Source organism: Brevundimonas sp. Leaf168, from assembly GCF_001423685.1.
Lineage (GTDB): Bacteria > Pseudomonadota > Alphaproteobacteria > Caulobacterales > Caulobacteraceae > Brevundimonas > Brevundimonas vesicularis_C.
Genome location: NZ_LMOY01000001.1, coordinates 373,469 through 389,702, shown reverse-complemented (window position 1 = coordinate 389,702; position 16,234 = coordinate 373,469). Strand labels below are relative to the sequence as shown.

General features: G+C 66.9%; 18 protein-coding genes and 1 riboswitch. Of the genes, 12 read left to right on the top strand and 6 right to left on the bottom strand.

From position 1 onward, the window contains the following. Positions 1-88: 88 nt before the first annotated feature. A complete protein-coding gene (locus tag ASF81_RS01890) occupies positions 89-739 on the top strand; it encodes a murein L,D-transpeptidase catalytic domain family protein (RefSeq protein ID WP_235559190.1) in 651 nt (216 codons plus the stop codon). 3 nt (positions 740-742) lie between these two features. Here the strand turns inward: ASF81_RS01890 and purD are convergent, their stop codons facing one another. The 3 genes from purD to ASF81_RS15205 all read right to left on the bottom strand — a co-directional run bounded on the left by purD (position 743) and on the right by ASF81_RS15205 (position 2,700). After that, positions 743-2,017: a phosphoribosylamine--glycine ligase gene (gene purD / locus ASF81_RS01885; protein ID WP_055804083.1), complete on the bottom strand. Its 1,275-nt coding sequence runs from the start codon at positions 2,015-2,017 to the stop codon at positions 743-745. Between the two features lie 73 nt (positions 2,018-2,090). Then, positions 2,091-2,522, bottom strand: coding sequence for a hypothetical protein (locus ASF81_RS01880; protein WP_055804079.1), 432 nt, complete (start codon positions 2,520-2,522; stop codon positions 2,091-2,093). Positions 2,523-2,538: 16 nt separating this feature from the next. After that, entirely contained in the window at positions 2,539-2,700 is a 162-nt protein-coding gene (locus tag ASF81_RS15205; RefSeq protein ID WP_200932840.1) for a hypothetical protein, read from the bottom strand. Between the two features lie 64 nt (positions 2,701-2,764). Between ASF81_RS15205 and xseA the strand changes: the two genes are divergently transcribed. The 9 genes from xseA (at position 2,765) to ASF81_RS01835 (ending at position 11,599) form a co-directional block, all read left to right on the top strand. Further along, a complete protein-coding gene (gene xseA / locus ASF81_RS01875; RefSeq protein ID WP_055804075.1) occupies positions 2,765-4,360 on the top strand; it encodes an exodeoxyribonuclease VII large subunit in 1,596 nt (531 codons plus the stop codon). Positions 4,361-4,424: 64 nt separating this feature from the next. Next, a complete protein-coding gene (gene lspA / locus ASF81_RS01870; protein ID WP_055804071.1) occupies positions 4,425-4,931 on the top strand; it encodes a signal peptidase II in 507 nt (168 codons plus the stop codon). 71 nt (positions 4,932-5,002) lie between these two features. Next, positions 5,003-5,569, top strand: coding sequence for a DUF3035 domain-containing protein (locus ASF81_RS01865; RefSeq protein ID WP_055804068.1), 567 nt, complete (start codon positions 5,003-5,005; stop codon positions 5,567-5,569). Between the two features lie 74 nt (positions 5,570-5,643). Then, positions 5,644-6,087, top strand: coding sequence for a PaaI family thioesterase (locus ASF81_RS01860; protein WP_055804066.1), 444 nt, complete (start codon positions 5,644-5,646; stop codon positions 6,085-6,087). Positions 6,088-6,207: 120 nt separating this feature from the next. Further along, positions 6,208-6,894 carry a hypothetical protein gene (locus tag ASF81_RS01855; RefSeq protein ID WP_055804063.1) on the top strand — a complete coding sequence of 229 codons (687 nt, stop codon included), beginning with the start codon at positions 6,208-6,210 and terminating at the stop codon, positions 6,892-6,894. Continuing rightward, on the top strand, positions 6,894-8,696 hold the full coding sequence (gene argS / locus ASF81_RS01850; RefSeq protein WP_055804060.1) for an arginine--tRNA ligase: 1,803 nt from the start codon (positions 6,894-6,896) through the stop codon (positions 8,694-8,696). The genes ASF81_RS01855 and argS overlap by 1 nt, the downstream gene beginning before the upstream one ends. 220 nt (positions 8,697-8,916) lie before the next feature. Then, positions 8,917-9,927 carry an adenosine deaminase gene (locus ASF81_RS01845; RefSeq protein ID WP_055804057.1) on the top strand — a complete coding sequence of 337 codons (1,011 nt, stop codon included), beginning with the start codon at positions 8,917-8,919 and terminating at the stop codon, positions 9,925-9,927. Next, positions 9,924-10,244, top strand: a complete 321-nt coding sequence (locus tag ASF81_RS01840) for a hypothetical protein (protein ID WP_055804053.1) — start codon at positions 9,924-9,926, stop codon at positions 10,242-10,244. Before ASF81_RS01845 ends, ASF81_RS01840 begins: the two co-directional genes overlap by 4 nt. Positions 10,245-10,309: 65 nt before the next feature. Further along, entirely contained in the window at positions 10,310-11,599 is a 1,290-nt protein-coding gene (locus ASF81_RS01835) for a type VI secretion protein ImpB (RefSeq protein WP_235559188.1), read from the top strand. Positions 11,600-11,606: 7 nt separating this feature from the next. Here the strand turns inward: ASF81_RS01835 and pncA are convergent, their stop codons facing one another. The 3 genes from pncA to ASF81_RS01820 form a co-directional block, all read right to left on the bottom strand. After that, positions 11,607-12,227 (bottom strand): bifunctional nicotinamidase/pyrazinamidase, encoded by a 621-nt coding sequence (gene pncA / locus ASF81_RS01830; protein ID WP_055804047.1) that lies wholly within the window; start codon positions 12,225-12,227, stop codon positions 11,607-11,609. After that, positions 12,227-13,192, bottom strand: coding sequence for a class 1 fructose-bisphosphatase (locus ASF81_RS01825; RefSeq protein WP_055804044.1), 966 nt, complete (start codon positions 13,190-13,192; stop codon positions 12,227-12,229). The genes pncA and ASF81_RS01825 overlap by 1 nt, the downstream gene beginning before the upstream one ends. 131 nt (positions 13,193-13,323) lie before the next feature. Then, complete coding sequence (locus ASF81_RS01820) at positions 13,324-14,361, bottom strand: alpha/beta hydrolase (RefSeq protein WP_055804041.1); 1,038 nt, start codon at positions 14,359-14,361, stop codon at positions 13,324-13,326. A 105-nt stretch (positions 14,362-14,466) separates the two neighbouring features. Further along, a riboswitch (glycine riboswitch) is annotated at positions 14,467-14,564 on the top strand. Between the two features lie 143 nt (positions 14,565-14,707). Here ASF81_RS01820 and gcvT point away from each other — a divergent pair. Continuing rightward, positions 14,708-15,820, top strand: coding sequence for a glycine cleavage system aminomethyltransferase GcvT (gcvT, locus tag ASF81_RS01815; RefSeq protein WP_055804038.1), 1,113 nt, complete (start codon positions 14,708-14,710; stop codon positions 15,818-15,820). A gap of 11 nt (positions 15,821-15,831) precedes the next feature. After that, entirely contained in the window at positions 15,832-16,197 is a 366-nt protein-coding gene (gene gcvH, locus ASF81_RS01810; protein ID WP_045810337.1) for a glycine cleavage system protein GcvH, read from the top strand. Positions 16,198-16,234: the final 37 nt, after the last annotated feature.

The window sequence follows — 16,234 nt, the reverse complement described above, 5'->3', positions numbered from 1 at the left end:
AACTGAAACAAACACGCCTCAAGACCAACCGCAACGAGGGCGTCGCATGCGGCTATCGAGACGAGGACTTATTCTGGGTGGATCGGCCATGCTGGCGGGATGCGCCAGCGCGAGCGCTACGGCGCCGCTGACGACGGCTCAGAACGGAACTCCGATCGCCATGCCGCAGGTCGGTCTGCCCACGGTCCAGACCTCCGCCCTGACGCCTCCGCCGCTGGATCCGCGCGGTCACGTTCGCAAGGACCTGATGGAGCGCGCCATGACCGCGCTGGATACCCACCATCACCGCCTGCCTCTGCGTGACCGGATGTATCTGGTCGACTTCCAGAAGTTTTCGGGCGAGGAGCGGCTGTACGAAGTCGACCTGATCGCGGGTGAAGTGAAGGTGCTGCGCACCTGCCACGGTAGGGGATCGGATCCCAGCCACACCGGCTATGCCCAGCGCTTTTCCAACACGCCGGATTCCAACATGTCCTCGATCGGCGCCTATGCGACAGCGGGGGCCAACTGGGGCGCGCAACAGGGGCCGAACGTGCTGCTGGACGGGCTGGAATACACCAACGACAAGGCGCGCGAGCGGGCCATCATCATCCACGGCGCCGACTATGCCGATCCCGACTTCCTGGCGCGCGAAGGCAAGCTGGGTCGCAGCTACGGCTGTTTCTCGGTCGCCCACACCGACCTTCCGGCCTTGCGCGAGCGCATGGGCGAAGGCCGACTGTTGTTCGCTGCGGCCTAGGCTTCAGCCCCGGTCCAGCGCCCGCCAGCCGATGTCGGAGCGGTTGAAACCGCCCGGCCAGTCGATCTTGCGGATGGCGGCATAGGCGCGTTCGCGGGCCTGGGCGATGTCGTCGCCCTCGGCGCAGACGTTCAGGACGCGCCCGCCCGAAGCGGCCAGCAAGCCGTCGTCGCGGCGCTTGGTCCCGGCATGAAAGACCTGGACATGAGGGCCGAAGTCCTGATCGGCGCCGCGGATGATCGAGCCTTCCAGCGGGCTGTCGGGATAGCCCTTGGCGGCCATGACCACGCAGATCACCGTCTGAGGCTTGAAGGCGGGCGAAGCCAGACCCGAGACGTCGCCGCGCGCGCAGCCCAGCAGATAGGGGACGATGTCGCCCGCCATCCGCATCATCAGCACCTGGCATTCCGGGTCGCCGAAACGGGCGTTGAACTCGACCACCTTGGGGCCGTCCTCGGTCGCCATCAGGCCGGCGTAGAGGACGCCGCGATAGGGCGCGCCTTCTTCGGCCATCTTGCGGATCGTCGGCTGGACGATCAGCGCGTCGGCCTGCTGCACCAGCTCGGGCGTGAAGACGGGCGCGGGCGAATAGGCGCCCATGCCGCCGGTGTTGGGACCAAGGTCGCCGTCAAAGGCGCGCTTGTGGTCCTGGGCGCCGCCGAACAACAGGGCGCGTTGACCGTCGCACAGGGCGAACAGCGAGCCTTCCTCGCCGTCCATGAACTCCTCGATCACGACGCGGGCGCCGGCCGCGCCGAACCGGCCGCCCAGCATCCGTTCGATTTCAGCCTCGGCGTCGGGGCGGTCGGGGCTGATGGCCACGCCCTTGCCGGCGGCCAGGCCATCGGCCTTGATGACATAGGGCGGCCGGAACACGTCCAGCGCCGCCTTGGCGTCCTTGACCGTGTCGTAGACGCCGTAGCCGGCGGTGGGGATTTCGTGCCGTTCAAGGAAGCCCTTCGAAAAGGCCTTCGAGGTTTCCAGCTGCGCCGCCTTGGCGGTCGGCCCAAAGCAGGGAATGCCGGCCGAAGCTAGGCGGTCGGCGAGACCAGCGGCCAGCGCTACCTCTGGCCCCACAACGACCAGGTCGGCCTTGATCTCTCTGGCCAGGGCGGCCAGGCCGTCGGCGTCGTCCGCCTTGAGGGCGCGCAGCTCGCACAGCTTCTCGATGCCAGGGTTGCCGGGCGCCGCGACCAGGCGCGTGACCAGCGGCGACTGGGCGATCTTCCAGGCCAGGGCGTGTTCGCGGCCGCCCGATCCGACGAGAAGAATGTTCATGAGATCGGGCAATGACCGGCCGGCGCCGGCCGGTCAAGCGCCCGTCAGACTTAACGCCGCATTCAGCCTCCAATCAGCGCGCTGGCGGGGTCCAGGCCGGCAGGGCCTGAAGCTGGCCGGGCGTCAGATCGGTGACCAGATCCCGGTCGCCGTTGCGGTCGATCGGAGCAACATCCGCGACCGGAACCCGCACCTTCATGTCGCCGGGCCCTTCCAGCTCGACGACCAAATGGGTCAGGGCGCCCGAGGCGTCCAACACCAGGGTTTCCACGTCGCCCAGATCGACGTTGGCGCGCGAATACAGGTCCGCATCCTCCAGCTGATCGCGGGTCATGTTGAAGGCCAGGGCGGCGTTCGAGGCGGCGGCATCCGCCTGTTGATCCGGCAAGGCCACGGGCGCTGCGCCCGGCGCAGGGGCCTGGACCACATCGTCGTCGCGATCCGAGCAGGCGACGACGCCGCCGGTCAGGCAAAGAATGGCGGCGAGCGGGACGAAGCGGTTCATACGGCCTCCTTGGGCATTAAAGCAGGGCCGAGACGACATAGACGCCCAGGCCCAGCAGAATGATGCAGCCGATGATCAGCCACGGGCTCATGGCCCCGCCGCCCCCGGCGCGGCGCGACAGATCGCGCTCGTGCGGGTCGCGGTCAGAAGGATCGGTTTCGGGCGGGTCGGCGGCCATGAAAGTCGAACGGCAGGGCGCGCGCAGCGTTCCCGGGCGGATCGACGCAGGCTAGGATGTCTTCATGAGCGACGACTCCTACGTATTTGAAGGCCCGGCCGAGGTCCCTGCCCCGCGCGACAACAATCCGCCCCTGTCGATCTCGGAACTGTCGTTCGCGCTGAAGCGCACGCTGGAAGACCGGTTCGGCCACGTGCGGCTGCGCGGCGAGGTCTCCAAGGTCAACCGCCACGCCTCGGGCCACATCTATCTGACGCTGAAGGACGACAAGTCGGCTATCGACGGCGTCGTGTGGAAGGGGTCGGTGCGCGGCCTGGGCGTTCAGCCCGAAGCGGGGCTGGAGGTCATCGTCACCGGCAAGATCACCTCCTATCCGGCGCGGTCCTCCTATCAGATCGTGATTGAGAGCATGGAGGCGGCTGGCGCCGGCGCCCTGCTGGCCCAGTTGGAGCGGCTGAAGGTCCGCCTGCGTGAGGAAGGTCTGTTCGAGCCGGGTCGCAAGAAGCCCTTGCCCGCCTTTCCCGCGACCATCGGCGTGATCACCAGCCCGACCGGCGCGGTGATCCGCGACGTGCTGCACCGGATCGCGGAACGCTGGCCCTGTCGTGTCATCGTCTGGCCCGTGGTCGTTCAGGGCGAATCGGCCTGCGGTCAGGTGTCGAACGCGATTCGCGGCTTTGATGCGATGACAGCCGACGGGCCGATCGCCCGCCCGGACCTGCTGATCGTTGCGCGCGGCGGCGGGTCGGTCGAGGACCTGTGGTGCTTTAACGACGAGGGCCTGGCGCGGACCGTGGCGGCGGCGCGCATTCCGATCATCTCGGCCGTGGGGCACGAGACCGACACCACCCTGATCGACTTTGTGTCGGATCGCCGGGCGCCGACCCCGACGGGCGCGGCCGAAATGGCGACGCCGGTACTGGCGGACCTGCGCTACGCCGTCGCTGACATGGACCGGCGCATGGTGCAGGCGGGCGGACGGCTGATCGAGGATCGACGTACGCGCCTGCGGGCCGTGGCGCGCGGCCTGCCGGCGCGGCCGGAGGACCTGCTGGCCCTGGCGCAGCAGCGGCTGGACCATGTGTCAAGCCGACTGGGATCGGGCCTGCAACGCAATGTCGCCCTGCACGAGCGGCATCTGGCGGTGACGGGCGGCAAGCTGAGCCCGGCCCTGCTGCGCACGCGGATCGAGCGAGGTCAGGACCGGCTGCGCGGCGCGAGCGATCGGCTGGGCGCGGCGCTTCAGGCCGGAGTGGCGCGCGGCGAGCGGCGGCTGTTGCAGGTCTCTGGGCGGCTGTCGCCCGAACCGCTGCATCGACGGCTGGACCAGCGCCAGGCGCGGCTTGAAGCCGTCGGCGCGCGACTGGACGGAGTCTTGCCACGCCGGCTGGAGCGGGACGCCGATCGCCTGGCGGCGCTGTCTCGCGCGCTGACGACCCTGGACCCCGGACGGCCCAAGCCCGGCTTCGCCCGCGTTGAAGATCCAGACGGCGCCTGGATCACCTCGGCCAAGGCGCTGGAGGCGGGTCAGGCGGTCCGGCTGGTATTCGGCGACGGCGTGCAGCCGGCGACGATCGACGGCGGCGAACCCCGTCCGTCCCCGCCGCGTCCGGCGGCCAAGCCGAAGCCGTCCGCCGCCGATCAGGGCAGCCTGTTCTGACGGCGGCGGATATGATCCGCGTTTTCCGCTTCGCCCCGGCGCCGCTTCCTGCTAACGGCGCCGCATGAAGATCACGCGCCTCGCCGTCACCGCCTATGTGTTCGCCCTCCTGATCATCGTTCTGGATCAGCTGACCAAGGCCTGGATCATCAGCGGCCTGTCGCTGCAGGAAGTCGGCCGCATCCCCGTTTTCCCGCCGATCCTGAACTTCAGCTGGGTCGAGAACACCGGCGTCAGCTTCGGCCTGTTCGGCGGCGGTGAAGCGCGCTGGGGCCTAGCCATCTTCTCCATCGTCGTCTCGGCCGGCCTGGCCTGGTGGGCGACGCAGTCGAACCGACGCCTGCTGATCACCGCAATCGGCTTCGTCATGGGCGGGGCGCTGGGCAATGTGATCGACCGGATCCGCTTCGGCTATGTGGTCGATTTCATCGACTTCTCGGGCACCGGCGTCTTTCCCTGGGTGTTCAACGTCGCCGACAGCGCCATCACCATCGGCGTAGTGCTGCTGATCATCGACAGTCTGGTGTCTGACAAACCAGCCAAGGTTGGCGCGGCCGTCGAAAAGTCGTAATCACCCCGTCTTCACTATGCCGACTGCGCCATCGCGGCGCTTCCTGCATCAGCCGACCAGAGCCTGAAACCATGCGTATCCGCAGTGTCGCCGTCCTGACCCTCGTCGCCTCATCCGCGCTCGCCGTCTCGGCCTGCGGAAGCATCAAACAGGGCATCGGCCTGACCAAGGTGGTGCCCGACGAGTTCGTCACCGTCTCCACCGCCCCGCTCAGCATTCCGCCGGAATACGGCCTGCGTCCGCCCGCGCCGGGCCAGCCGCGCCCGCAGGAACTGGCCCCTGAAAGCGCCGCGCGTCAGATCCTTCTGGGTCAGCGTCAGGCCGTTACCCGCACGCCGGGTGAACAGGTCCTGGTGGCCCAGGCCGGCGGCGAACAAGCCGACCCGCTGGCCCGCTATGTCGTCGATGACGAGTTCGGCGATCTGGCGCACAAGGACGAAAGCTTCGCAAACCGCCTGATGTTCTGGCGCAAGGACGACGCCTCGACCCAGGCCCCGACGGTTCGCCAGACCGCCGAAGGCCAGAAGACCATCGACGCCTCGACCGAGGCCGCCCGCCTTCAGGCTCTGACCGGCGGCCAGCAGGCCATCACGATCCAGCCGCGTCGCAGCAGCGGCTTCAAACTGCCGGGCCTGTAAGGACCGATACGACGGGCGCTTGCCACGGCGGTGTCCGTCCTTATTGTAAACGGACCTGATCAGGAGCCGTTTGCATGACCGAAACCGTCGATATCGCCGCCCTGTCCGGGATCGATCAACTGCGTCTGGGTATGACGGGCGGCTTCATCGCGCCCATCGCCCGCACCGTCGGCTTCGAACTGACCGAGGTGGAAGAAGGCCGGGTGGTGTTCGAGGCCATCCCCACCACCGCCGTCTATAATCCCTTGGGCACCGTCCATGGCGGCTGGATCGCGACGGTGCTCGACTCGGCCTGCGGCTGCGTCGTGCATTCCACGCTTCGGCCGGGCCAGACCTATACGACGCTGGAACTGAAGACGGTTTTTCACAAGGCGCTGACCGCCGGCACACCCGTTCGGGCCGAGGGGCGGATCGTTCAGGCCGGTCGCCGCGCGGCCTTCTCGGAGGCCGATCTGCGCGGCCTGGACGGCAAGCTCTATGCGACCGCGACCTCGACCTGCCTGGTGATGGAGCGCTGAGGGGAGCGCTGAGGGCAGCAAGCGTTTGCCGCGCCTCGCTTTAGCCGCTATCAGCGGCGAGCGTTGATGATCGGCCGCCGATTGTCGTGCGCCCTCTCTCGCTGTCGGAAAAATAAGCTGATGCGTCGCGTGTTCACCGCCCTGGCCGCCCTCTCCATCGCGGCCTCCGTCCTGCCCGTCGCCGCCGAGGCCCAGACCTCCCAGCGTCAACGCGAGCGCAGCGGGCAACAGCAGCAGGCCTCGGGTGAAGACGCCGCGCCGTCGCGCGCGCCGCGCATCGCACCCCTGCGTCGCCGCGCCAACGCCGGCCCCTGCCCCTATGTGAAGATTCTCTACGACGCCGCCCGCTACGTCGAGTTGGAAGGCGGCCGCGCCGCCGTGGCCAACGTCGGCTATACCGGCGAGATCGAAGGCATCTCTTCGGACTGCGAATATCGCGAAGCCGATCCGATTCGCGTCGATATGGACGTGCTGTTCAACCTGGGCCGGGGCCCGCAGGCGACGGGCGAGCAGCGTACCTATCGCTACTGGATCGCGGTGACCGAGCGAAACAACGCCATCCTGTCGAAGGAATATTTCGACCTGCCGGTGAACTTCGAAGGCCAGCGCACCGCCTCGGTCACTGAAAAGCGCACCATCGTCATTCCGCGCGCCGGCATCGAAACCAGCGGCAGCAACTTCGAGATCTTGGTCGGTTTCGACGTGACGCCGGAAATGGCCGAGTTCAACCGCTCGGGCAGCCGCTTCCGCGTCAACGCCGGCACGACGCCGGCTGCCCCCGCGCCTGCCTCCGCACCGAGCCAATAATGTCTGATCTGAAAACCGTCCTCAGCGAAGCGGTCGCCGCCGCCTTCGCCGCCGAAGGCGTGGACCCGGCCTTGGCCCGCGTCACCCCGTCGGACCGCCCCGACCTGGCCGATTTCCAGTCCAATGGCGCGCTCGCCGCCGCCAAGGCGCTGAAAGCCAATCCGCGCGAACTGGCCGGCAAGATCGCCGAGCGCCTGAGCGCGGATGCCCGCTTCGCCTCGGTGGAGGTCGCGGGACCGGGCTTCATCAATCTGAAGCTCTCCGACGCGCTGCTGGCCGAACGCGCGATTGAGGTGGCGAACGACGCCGCCCACGCGGGCGCCGCGACCGTGGCCGCACCCCGCCAGGTGGTCATCGACTACGGCGGTCCCAACGTCGCCAAGCCGATGCACGTCGGCCACCTGCGCAGCGCCATCATCGGCGAGAGCCTGAAGCGGTTGTTCCGCTTCCGCGGCGACCACGTCACCGGCGACGCCCACTTTGGCGACTGGGGCTTCCAGATGGGCCTGCTGATCGTCGCCTGCGGCGATGAAGGTCTGGCCGAGGCCTTTATGGCCGAAGGCGACGGCCCCTTCCCGACCGAAAGCCCAATGACCCTGGCCGATCTGGACCGCCTTTATCCGCAGGCCGCCGGCAAGGCCAAGGAGGATCCGGCCTTCCGCGACCGCGCCCGCAAGGCGACGGCTGAACTCCAGAACGGACGTCCCGGCTATCGCGCCCTATGGCGGCATTTCGTGGCGGTCAGCCGCGAGGCGCTGAAGCGCGAGTACGGCGACCTGTCGGTCGATTTCGACCTGTGGAACGGCGAAAGCGACGCCGATCCGCAGATGCCGGAAATGCTGGCGCATCTGAAAGAGACCGGCCTGCTGGTCGAGGACGACGGCGCCCAGGTGGTCCACGTCGCCAAGCCCGGCGAGACGCGCAAGAAGAAGCTGGCCGACGGCTCGGTGATCGAGGCCCCGTCCCCCCCGCCCCTGCTGGTCATCAGCTCGGAAGGCTCGGCCATGTACGGCACGACCGACCTGGCCACGATCCTGGACCGCAAGAAGGCCCTGTCGCCCGATCTCGCCCTCTATGTCGTCGACGAACGCCAGGCCGAGCATTTCGAACAGGTCTTCCGCGCCGCCTATCTGGCCGGTTACGCCGCAGAGGGCGCTCTGGAGCATCTCGGCTTCGGCACGATGAACGGACAGGACGGCAAACCCTTCAAGACCCGCGCGGGGGGGGTGTTGAAGCTACGCGACCTGATCGATCAGGCGACCGAAAAGGCGCGCGAGCGTCTTCACGAGGCCAAGCTGGGCGACGACCTTTCGCCGGAAGAGTTCGAGGCCATCGCGCACAAGGTGGCCATAGCGGCCCTGAAGTTCGCCGACCTGTCGAACGCGCGCACGACCAGCTACGTCTTCGATCTCGACCGCTTCATGAGCTTCGAAGGCAAGACCGGGCCGTATCTTCTGTATCAGTCGGTCCGCATCAAATCCCTGCTGCGCAAGGGCGCCGAACAGGGACTGACGCCCGGCGCCATCGTCATCGCCGAACCGGCGGAGCGCGATCTGGCCCTGACGCTTGACGCCTTCTCGACGGCCGTGTCGGACGCCTACGACAAGCGGATGCCGCATCTGGTCGCCGAACACGCCTATCGCGTGGCGCAGTCCTTCTCGAAGTTCTACGCCGCCTGCCCCGTGCTGATCGCGCCGGACGAAGCGACCAAACGCTCGCGTCTGGCCCTGTCTGCCGCGGCTCTGCGCCAGCTTGAAATCGCGTTGAGCTTGTTGGGCATCGACACGCCTGAGCGGATGTAAGCAGGTCTCGATCCTCCCCCGTTCACGGGGGAGGGGGACCGCGAAGCGGTGGAGGGGGCGGATACGCCCCGCCGCCCGCCGGTCAGAACCGAGCCTGTTTTCGCCCCTCCACCATGATGCGCGTGGACCCCCTCCCCCACCATGCGGGGGAGGATCGCCGTTTCGGATGACGCCTCGAACCTGATCCTTTAGGCTGGCGGCCGTTACGGAGCCGCTCCTCATGTCTAATCTCGACGCCTATATCGCCGGCCTGCCCAAGGCTGAACTGCACCTGCATATCGAGGGCTCGCTGGAGCCCGAGCTGATGTTCGAACTGGCGCAGCGCAACGGCGTGTCCATTCCCTACGACAGCGTCGAGGCGGTGCGGGCGGCCTATGACTTTTCGAACCTGCAGGACTTTCTGGACATCTATTACGCGGGGGCCGCCGTCCTGCTGACGCGGCAGGATTTCGAGGATCTGGCCTTCGCCTATTTCCAGCGCGCGGCGGCGGACAATGTGCGCCACGCCGAAATCTTCTTCGATCCTCAGACCCACACCGACCGGGGCGTGCCGTTCGGCGTGGTGGTCGATGGGCTGATCGCGGGCATGGACCGGGCCAAGGCGGAGTTGGGCGTGAACAGCGGCCTGATCCTCAGCTTCCTGCGCCACCTGACCGAGGACGAGGCGTTTGCGACGCTGGAGGCCGCCAAACCCTATCTGCATCATTTCATCGGGGTGGGTCTGGATTCGTCGGAGGTCGGTCATCCGCCGTCCAAGTTCCAGCGCGTCTTCGCCGCCGCGCGTGAGCTGGGCCTGAAACTGTGCGCCCACGCGGGCGAGGAAGGCCCGCCCGCCTATGTCCACGAAGCGCTGGACCTTCTGAATATCGACCGGATGGACCACGGCAATCGCTCGATGGAGGACGAGGCGCTGGTGCAGCGGCTGGCCGCCGAGCAGATGACCCTGACCGTCTGCCCCCTGTCGAACCTGAAACTCTGCGTGGTCGATGACCTCAAGGACCATCCCGTCCCCGAGATGCTGCGCCGGGGCCTGCACGTCACCCTGAACTCGGACGACCCGTCCTATTTCGGCGGCTATGTGAACGACAACTACAGCCGGCTGGCCGAGGCCGTCGGCCTCACACGCGATCAGGTGACGCAACTGGCGAAGAACAGCTTCGAGGGGTCGTTCCTGGGCGAGCCGGAGAAGGCGGCCTACCTGGCTGAGGTTGATGCCTACGCGAAGCGATGAATACCGCTCAAGCCGTTCTGGCCATCGCTGGCTGGTTCAGCTTGGCGACAGGCATGGTCAGCAGCATGGGCGCGCATTTCGCGGCCGACCACAGAAGGCGAAACGGGCTCGTTCCCCGGAAGACCCCGGATTTCTACGACTTCTCGAAAAATGTCTTTTACTTCGGCATAGGGCCGTCGTTCAGGACGATCTTTTCCGACGCACACCGTCACTATAAGAGCCGCTTCATAACGCGTTGCGTCAAAGTCGCGCGGGTGGCTTTTGTTCTGGCCGCCGCCCTCCTCGCTGCATTCTTCGTAAGCCTGGTTATCTGGTGATCGACGCCCTTTAGCTCACTTCGTGTTCCTGATATGTTCCGCCGATGGAGCGGACAGGATCACCGGTGGAAGACAGCGCGAACCTACGCTGGCTGTTCGTTGATCTGAACGCCTTCTTCGCCAGCGTCGAACAGCAGATGAACCCGGACTGGCGGGGCAAGCCGGTCATCGTGCGGCCGGCGATGAGCGAATACACCGGCGCCATCGCCGCCAGCTATGAGAGCAAGGCCTGGGGCGTTCACACCGGGATGCGGGTGTCCGAGGCGCGCAAACTGTGCCCTGACCTGATCGTCGCCGAGGCGCGCCCCGACCTCTACGTCAAAATCCACCAGCAGATCATGGCCGAGATCGACCGCCATATTCCGGTGTGGAAGGTCGGTTCGATCGACGAGTGTTCCTGCGAACTGCTCGGTCCAGAACGGCTGGAGGCGAACGCCGTCGCCCTGGCCCGACGCATTCAGGCGGGCATCCTGCAAAACGTCGGCGACTGTCTGCGGTCGTCCGTCGGGCTGGCGCCGTCGCGGTTCCTGGCCAAGACCGCCTGCGGCATGCAGAAGCCCGCCGGACTGACGGTGCTGCGCGCCAACGAACTGCCCGGTCCCCTGCTGGACCTGCCGCTGTCGAAATATCCGGGCATCGGCTCGCGCATGCAGATCCGGTTGCAGGCGGCGGGCGTCACCGACACGGCCGGCCTTTGGAACATGAGCGCGAAACAGGCCCGGGCGGTCTGGAACAGCATCGAGGGCGAACGCATCTGGCGCGGCCTGCATGGTCTGGACAGCGAGCCGACGCCGGAAAAACCGCCCGCCTCCATCAGCCACAGCCACGTCCTGGCCCAGGCAATGCGGACCCCGGACAAGGCGCGGGCCGTGGCGAGGCGGCTGGTGGTCAAGTGCGGAGCGCGTCTGCGGCGCATGGGCCTGACCGGCGCCAGCCTGACCCTGCATCTGGACATGGGGCCGAAGGCGACGCCCCGAAGCGGTCGACGCGGCTGGGAAACGGCGGCAATGAGTTGTCCCATCGCGCCCACGCAGGACACCTTCGCCCTTCTGGCCGCGCTCGACAGCCTGTGGCGCAAGGTCGAGCCCGAACTGGAGGCGGGACGGCTGAGCTATGTCGGGGTCGGGGTGCATGGCCTGAAATCTCGCGACGCCTTCGAAACGGACCTGTTCGCCGCCGGTCCGGATCAGGACGGCGACGCTCCGTCTCTTCGCCTGTCCCAAGCGCTGGATGCGCTGAACCGCCGCTACGGCAAGGACACCGTCAGCATCGGCCCCAAGGCCGGCCTGCCCGACTATATCGGCGCGAAGATCGCCTTCACCCGCATCCCCGAGGCCGAGGATTTCTGGGAGTGAGGCCCACCTAGCTCAGCAGGGACGCCGCCGCGATCTCCGCGACGCCCAAGGCCCGGAAACTGTCTTGGGCCGCCGCCTCGGTCTGCGGCGCGATGGCCCGGCTGGCGTCAGTGATCACCACGGCTTCGAACCCCTCGCGAATCGCGTCCTCGGCCGTGAAACGGACGCAGTAGTCGCGGGCCAGACCGCACAGGAAGACGCGCGTCACGCCCAGTTCGCGAAGCAGGCCGGACAGCCCCGTCGGGGTGCGGTGATCGTTCTCGAAGAAGCCGGAATAGCTGTCGACCGCCGGATTATAACCCTTGCGGATCACGGCCATAGCCTTGTCCACCGTCGGCGCTGCATCGGGATGAAAGTCGGCGCCCGGCGTGCCCTGAAGACAATGATCCGGCCAAAGCATCTGGCGACCATAGGCGACCTCGATCTCGGTGAAGGGCACCGCGCCGGGGTGGTTGGAGGCGAAAGAAATCTGGTCCGGCGTATGCCAGTCCTGGGTCACGATCACCCGGTCGAACCGAGCCGCCAGCCGGTTTATCAGCGGCATGATCCCCGCGCCGCCCGCCACCGCCAGACGGCCGCCTTCGCAGAAGTCGTTCTGCGGATCGATGACCAGAAGGGCGGCGCTCATCAGACGCCTGCGTAGGCGTCGATCTCGTTGGCCGACCCGAGCGCGACGGGGATGCGCTGGTGCAGATGCTCGGGCTGCACGTCCAGAATGGCCTGGCGTCCGTCCGTCGTCGCCTTGCCGCCGGCTTGTTCGACCAGGAAGGCCATCGGATTGCCTTCGTACATCAGGCGCAGTTTGCCCGGCTTGTTCGGCTCGCGCCGATCCCAGGGATAGAGGAAGACCCCGCCGCGCATCAGGATGCGGTGAACATCCGCCACCATGGCCGCGACCCAGCGCATGTTGAAGTTCTTGGCTCGCGGCCCCTCGTCACCCTTCAACAAATCGCCGACATAGGTCTGCACCGGCTCGGCCCAGTGGCGCAGGTTCGACATGTTGATGGCGAACTCCTTGGTGTCCGGCGAAATGGCGATGTCGTCGTGGGTCAGGATCCATTCGCCGTCGTTCGACAGGGTGAACCCCTTCACGCCCGCGCCCGTCGTCAGCACCAGCATGGTCTGCGGCCCATAGACGGCGTAGAGGGCGGCGACCTGATTGCGGCCGGGCTGCATGAAATCGACCTCGCTCGGCGTCGCGGTCGCGGACTTCAGCACCGAGACGATGGTGCCGACGGGCGCGTTGATGTCGATGTTGGACGAGCCGTCCAGCGGATCGAACAGCACCAGATAGTCGCCGGCCGGATTAGAGGCCGGCTGGACCTTGTCCATCTCTTCCGAGGCGACGCCGGCGACGGCTGAGCTGGCCAGCAGGGCCTCGGTCAGCATGTCGTTGGTCATGACGTCGAGCTTCTTCTGCTCCTCGTCCTGCACGTTGATCTGACCCGATGCGCCCAGCGCCCCGGCCAGGGCCCCGCCCGCAACGACCTTGCTGATGTCCGCGCAGGTGGCGGCGACCACGGTCAGAACCGTCTTCAGTCCTTCGGGCGCATCCAGGGCGGCGATATGGGCGTCAAGGCGTGTGCGGGTCATGCGGTCGGTCCGGTTCTGGGCGTTGCGCCGTTTTGGCCGGGGACAGGCCCCAGAGCAAGGCGGCAGGGCGAGGCGACAACGAAAACGCCCCGGCGAAACCGGGGCGTTTCCTTATCCTTCGGCGTTGTCGCTCAGATCGGCAGGATCGCCGTACCGAACGCCCGTTTCAGTTCGTGGGCGGCGAAGGTCTGGGCCGCCGCCGCATCCGGCACGACCGCCGCCATGCCGAAGAACTCGTGCGTCGAGCCGTTGAAGGTCTTGTGACGCACATCGACGCCCGCCTGCTCCAGCTTTTCGGCCAGCAGTTCGCCTTCGGTGCGCAGCGGATCGATCTCGGCGCAGATCACCGTCGTCGAGGGCAGGCCCGACAGGTTCGCCTTCTCGACGATATTGATGCGCGGGTCCTGAGCATCGGCCTCGTTGGCGAAGATGTGTTTCACGAACCACTTCATCATCGGCTTGTTCAGCGGCTTGGCGTCGGCGTTCTCGATGTAGGACTCATTGTTCATGTCCACGCCGGCGACCGGGTAGACCAGCACCTGATGTTTGGGCGCCGGCAGGCCGGCGTCGCGCGCCATCATCGACACCCCGATGGCCAGGTTGCCGCCTGCGCTTTCGCCCATGACCGCCACCTTTTGCGGGTCTCCGCGGAAGGTCTGCGCATTCTCCAGCACCCAGCGATAAGCGGCCAGGGCGTCGTCGTGGGCGGCGGGGAAATGGTGTTCCGGAGCCTGGCGATAATGGACCGAGACCACGATCACATCGGCCATCTTGGACACGCCGCGCGGGCCGCCGTCATAGACGTCCAGATCCGCGATCACGAAGCCGCCGCCGTGGAAATAGACGACGACCGGGTGCAGCTTGTCTTCGGAATGGTCGTGCGGCTTGTAGATGCGCGCCTGAATGGGGCCGGCGGCGCCGGGAATGGTGATGTCGCTGGTCTTGACGCCCATGTCGTCGCTGGGGTCCTTGCCGTCTTTGCGCAGCAGCGATTTCACTGCGTCGGTCGGGGTCGGTTGCTGGCGAGCCTCCTCGGGCGACAGGGTCTCGATCGGCTTGCCGCCGAGAGACGCCAGTTCGTCCAGCACCTTCTGCATCGGGCCATCGGCCTTGGCGGGCGTGTCGCGCGGCTTGTCGTTGTCGCCGAACAGCTTGTCTATAATGGACATTTTAGCATTCCTGGGTCTGGTTTCGGGGTCCGCAACGACAACCCGCCGCGCGCATCCTTGTTCCCGGCCCGCTTGACTTGGCGCTTGAGTCGATGCCTTAGGTCGCAGGCTCTCGCGGGAGAGATCGGGCGCTGGAAACAGGGTTCGACGCCGAAGGCGCAACCGCCCCGGAAACGCTCAGGCAAACGGACCGCGAAGCATACGGACGCTGGAAAGTCGCCCATTCGGGCGCGCCGACGGAGCAAGGCGACATGATTTGGTCGCCGGAATCTCTCAGGCTTCAGGACAGCGGGGGCGCGAGGACGGCGGAGCTCCGCCACAACACGCGACCGTGAAAGCCTGAACCATGACCGACCAGACCCTGAAGACCACGCCCCTAAACGCCGCGCACCGCGCGCTGGGCGCCCGCATGGTGGGCTTCGGCGGCTATGACATGCCGGTCCAGTACGAAGGCGTTCTGGCCGAGCACCGTTGGACGCGGGAACACGCCGGTCTGTTCGACGTCTCCCACATGGGCCAGTGCAAGATCACCGGCGAGGACGCGACCGCCCAGTTCGAGCGTTTCGTGCCCGGCGACTATGCGATCCTGAAGGCCGGTAAACAGAAGTATTCGCTGCTGCTGAACAAGGACGGCGGCATCATCGACGACCTGATGGCCGGACGGCCGGATCACGACGGCCTGTTCGTCGTCGTCAACGCCGGCAACAAGGACGAGGATTTCGCCTTCTGGGAAGCCAACCTCGAAGGCGACGCCAAGCTGACGGTGCTGGACCGCGCGCTGATCGCCATCCAGGGGCCGGAAGCCGCCGAGGTCATGGCCGCGCACGAGCCGATCCTGGCCGAAATGGGCTTCATGGAATGCGCCCGTCTGATGCTGTTCGGCGCCGACTGCTATGTGTCTCGCTCGGGCTACACCGGCGAAGACGGCTATGAGATTTCGGTCCCGGCGGACCAGGCCGAGCGCATCTGGAACACCATTCTGGAAGACGCTCGCGTCAAGCCGATCGGCCTGGGCGCCCGCGACAGCCTGCGTCTGGAAGCCGGTCTGCCGCTGCACGGCCACGACATCGACCCGACCACCTCGCCGGTCGAAGGCGCCCTGACCTTCGCCCTGTCCAAGTCGCGTAAGGAACGCGCGGACTTCGCCGGCGCCGACCGGATCCTGCAGGAACTGTCCGACGGCCCCTCGCGCGTTCGCGTCGGTCTGATCGTCAAGGAAGGCGCCCCGGCCCGTGAGGGCGCCGAGATCGCCGACGCCGACGGTAATGTGATCGGCAAGGTCACCTCTGGCGCCCCCTCCCCCACCTTGGGCAAGAACATCGCCATGGGCTACGCCCCGCCGGCCCATGCCGCTTTGGGCACGGCGCTGAAGGTCATTGTGCGCGGCAAGACCGCCGCCGCCGAAGTCGTCGCCATGCCCTTCGTGGCCCAACGCTATTACCGCAAACCCAAAGCCTGAGAGATCAGACCATGAAGTTCACCAAGGATCACGAGTGGGTCAGCCTGGACGGCGACATCGCCACCGTCGGCATCTCCAAACACGCCGCCGACGCCCTGGGCGACGTGGTGTTCGTCGAAGTGCCTGAAGTCGGCAAGACCGTCTCCAAGGGCGACAGCTTCGCCGTGGTCGAAAGCGTCAAGGCGGCGTCGGACGTCTACGCCCCCGTCTCGGGCGAAGTGGTCGAGGCGAACGACGCCCTGTCGACCGCCCCGGAAACCGTCAACTCGGGCGCCGAGGCCGACGGCTGGTTCGCCAAGATCAAGGTTTCGGACGCCTCGCAACTGGACGCCCTGATGGACCAGGCCGCCTACGACGCCTTCCTCGCCACCCTCTAAGCCCCATCGGACCCGCTGATTAGTCAGCGGGTCTTCG